General features: G+C 43.4%; 3 protein-coding genes. 1 reads left to right on the top strand and 2 read right to left on the bottom strand.

Features of this window, described 5'->3' with window-relative positions; genetic code table 11:
- Positions 1-424: 424 nt before the first annotated feature.
- Entirely contained in the window at positions 425-1,165 is a 741-nt protein-coding gene (gene lpxH, locus Q4567_RS22090; protein WP_216047040.1) for a UDP-2,3-diacylglucosamine diphosphatase, read from the bottom strand.
- 45 nt (positions 1,166-1,210) lie between these two features.
- Positions 1,211-1,705 (bottom strand): peptidylprolyl isomerase, encoded by a 495-nt coding sequence (locus Q4567_RS22085; protein ID WP_216047039.1) that lies wholly within the window; start codon positions 1,703-1,705, stop codon positions 1,211-1,213.
- Positions 1,706-1,906: 201 nt separating this feature from the next.
- Between Q4567_RS22085 and cysS the strand changes: the two genes are divergently transcribed.
- On the top strand, positions 1,907-3,283 hold the full coding sequence (gene cysS / locus Q4567_RS22080; protein WP_216047038.1) for a cysteine--tRNA ligase: 1,377 nt from the start codon (positions 1,907-1,909) through the stop codon (positions 3,281-3,283).
- The last annotated feature ends 141 nt before the right edge of the window (positions 3,284-3,424 follow it).

The raw sequence follows: 3,424 nt of genomic DNA, 5'->3' as shown, positions 1-3,424 counted from the left end.
GGATGATGTTGCGAGTGTTGTAGGGGATAAATCCCCCACCTACAGGAGGGGAATTTGTAGCATGGCCTTTAGGCCATGGATGATGTTGCGAGTGTTGTAGGGGATAAATCCCCCACCTACAGGAGGGGAATTTGTAGCATGGCCTTTAGGCCATAAATGGTGTTGCCAGCGTTGTAGGGGATAAATCCCCCACCTACAGGAGGGGAATTTGTAGCATGGCCTTCAGGCCATAAATGCCGATGCCAGCGTTGTAGGGGATAAATCCCCCACCTACAGGAGGGGAATTTGTAGCATGGCCTTCAGGCCATAAATGATGCCGCCAGTGTTGTAGGGGATAAATCCCCCAGCTACAGGAAGGGAATTTGTAGCATGGCCTTCAGGCCATGAATGCCGATGCCAGCGTTGTAGGGGATAAATCCGCCACCTACGGTGGAGTTGTTAAATGTGCGCTGATCAAATCAATGGATTTAGGAGTGATTTTTAGCATACTACCTTGATCGTACCAATCACCTAACACAATTCGAAGAGCTGGCTTACTATTGACTTCCAATTGATGAATGGCAGGACGATGGGTATGACCGTGGATCAATTGCTGGACATTATATTCCTGCATATAATTAACCACCTCTGCGGAAGTCACATCCATAATTTCCATGCTAAGTTTTTGCTGATTTTGTTGGCTGGTTTTTCGTCCTTTTTCGGCAATTTTTCTGCGAACCCATAACGGCAAGCTTAAAATCATTCTTGGCCACCACCAACCACGGGCCTTTTTCCGAAATTTTTGGTAGGCGAGATCTAACGTACAGAGTTCGTCACCATGCATCAACAGAGTCGGGGTTCCATACAGATCGATGACATGTTGTTGGTTTAAAATTGTCATGCCTGCTCTGCGCGCAAACTTCTCTCGAATTAAGAAATCACGGTTTCCGTGTATAAAATAGATGGGTACGCCGGTTTGTGAAAACTGCTTAAATAAGCTTGCTACATGTTCGCTAAATTCATTGCGATCGTCGTCGCCAATCCAATATTCGAACAAATCCCCAAGGACATATAAAGCATCAGCCCCTAAGGCTTGGTCACTCAAAAAAGACGCCAAACACGCGGTAATGTCAGGACGCTGAGCACTTAAATGCAAGTCTGAAATAAAGTAAGTATATGGTTTCATAAGGAAAACAAAAAAGGCTGATTAAAATCAGCCTTTTTAATGTTATTAATCGGTTATCTCAGCTTTTTGAATAACGACGTCTTCAACAGGTACGTCATCATGCATTCCGTGACGGGATGTTTTAACCCCTTTAATTTTGTTCACGATATCCATGCCTTCAACTACTTCACCAAATGCACAGTATCCCCAACCTTCCATTGATTCACTGCGAAAGTTTAGGAAGCTATTGTCTTTAAGGTTTATGAAGAATTGCGCAGTCGCTGAATGTGGATCATTGGTGCGAGCCATAGCAATAGTACCAGTGTTATTTGCTACACCGTTATTCGCTTCATTTTGTATAGGCTCGTTTGGATCTTTTTGGTCCATTCCTGGCTCAAATCCACCGCCTTGGATCATAAATCCATCTATGACGCGATGAAATATTGTGTTGTCGTAAAATCCATCTTTTACATAGCTTAAAAAGTTCTCAACCGTCTTCGGTGCTTTATCTTCAAAAAGGTTAAGTACGATTACGCCATAGTTTGTATGTAGTTTTACCATCAAGGGTTCCTGTGGATAAAGTAGTGAATTTAAATTTGTTCAGCTAAGTAGTGTATCGCAATCATAAAAATATTTCAGCTGTTGCTGTCACTTTGGAATAATAATTTGTGTTAATTTTTGCTAACACGCTGGTTTATGTCGACATGAGACGGTGCTAGAATCGCGCAATTATTTATTAAGATAACCAATGGAACCAATATAATGCAACAAATATACAATACCCTCACTCGACAAAAAGAGACTTTTAAGCCATTAGTGGCTGGCAAAGTGGGTTTGTATGTCTGTGGGATTACGGTTTATGACGTTTGCCATATGGGACATGCTCGTACTTATCTGAGTTTCGATCTAATGGTGCGCTACCTGCGCCACAAAGGCTACGAGGTGAATTATGTTCGAAACATTACAGATGTGGATGACAAAATTATCCAAAGAGCCAATCAAAACGGCGAAACCCCTGAGCAGTTAACTCAGCGCACCATTGCTTTGATGCATGAAGATTTTGCTGCAATTAATTTGCTAGAGCCTGATGTCGAGCCGCGTGTTACCACTCATATTCCTGAAATTATCGATGTAATTGAACGATTAATTGCTAAAGGACATGCATATCAAGCGCCTAGTGGTGATGTGTTGTTTGATGTGAGTACCTACGAGCAATATGGCAAATTGAGTCGACAAGATTTAGATCAGCTTAATGCCGGTGAGCGAGTAGAGGTGTCAGCTGATAAAACTGACCCTCTAGACTTCGTATTGTGGAAAACAGTTAAACCCGGTGAACCTTATTGGGATTCTCCTTGGGGGCAAGGTCGTCCTGGTTGGCACATTGAATGTTCGGCCATGAATAGCAAACATTTAGGCACGCACTTTGATATTCACGGTGGTGGTTCTGATTTGATCTTCCCTCACCATGAAAATGAAGTGGCACAATCTTGCTGTGCATTTGACACTCCTTATGTGAATTACTGGATGCATACAGGAATGGTACAGGTGGATTCAGAAAAAATGTCTAAATCCCTAGGCAACTTTTTCACCTTGCGAGATGTTTTAAAAGATTATGATGCTGAAACCCTGCGTTATTTCTTGATGTCTGCCCATTATCGCAGTCAGCTAAGTTATTCTGAGGACAACATCAAGCAAGCTAAATCGGCGTTGGAACGTCTATATACTGCTTTGCGTGATAGTCAGCCTAACCATGACGTGGATATGCAAAAAGGTACTTATTTACAGCGTTTTGAAGCGGCCATGGATGATGATTTCAATACACCAGAAGCCTTCGCTGTGATGTTTGACTTGGTCAAAGATATCAACAAAAGCAAGGGCCAAGAAAAATCAGATCTAGCCGGTATTTTGTTGAAATTAGGAGACATCTTAGGATTTTTACAAATGGATCCTGTGGCCTATTTGCAAGGTGGCGCCGCTCAAGGCGATGAGGTTTCGGTAATCGAAGGATTAATTAAAGCCCGTAACGATGCCAGAACCGAAAAAGATTGGGCAGCGGCCGATACTGCTCGTGATGCGCTGACGGCGATGGGGGTGGTGTTAGAAGACAGCGCCAACGGCACCATTTGGCGAAAAATCTAATCCCTAGCATGGCCTTTTAGGCCATGAATAATGTTGCCAGCGTTGTAGGGGATAAATCCCCCACCTACAGGAGGGGAATTTGTAGCATGGCCTTTAGGCCATGAGCACCGAACAACAACCGCGGGGCTAAAGCCACCGCCT

It is taken from the genome of Aliiglaciecola sp. 2_MG-2023 (genome assembly GCF_030548145.1).
Taxonomy (GTDB): Bacteria; Pseudomonadota; Gammaproteobacteria; order Enterobacterales; family Alteromonadaceae; genus Aliiglaciecola; species Aliiglaciecola lipolytica_A.
This window is presented reverse-complemented; position numbering and strand designations above follow the sequence as displayed.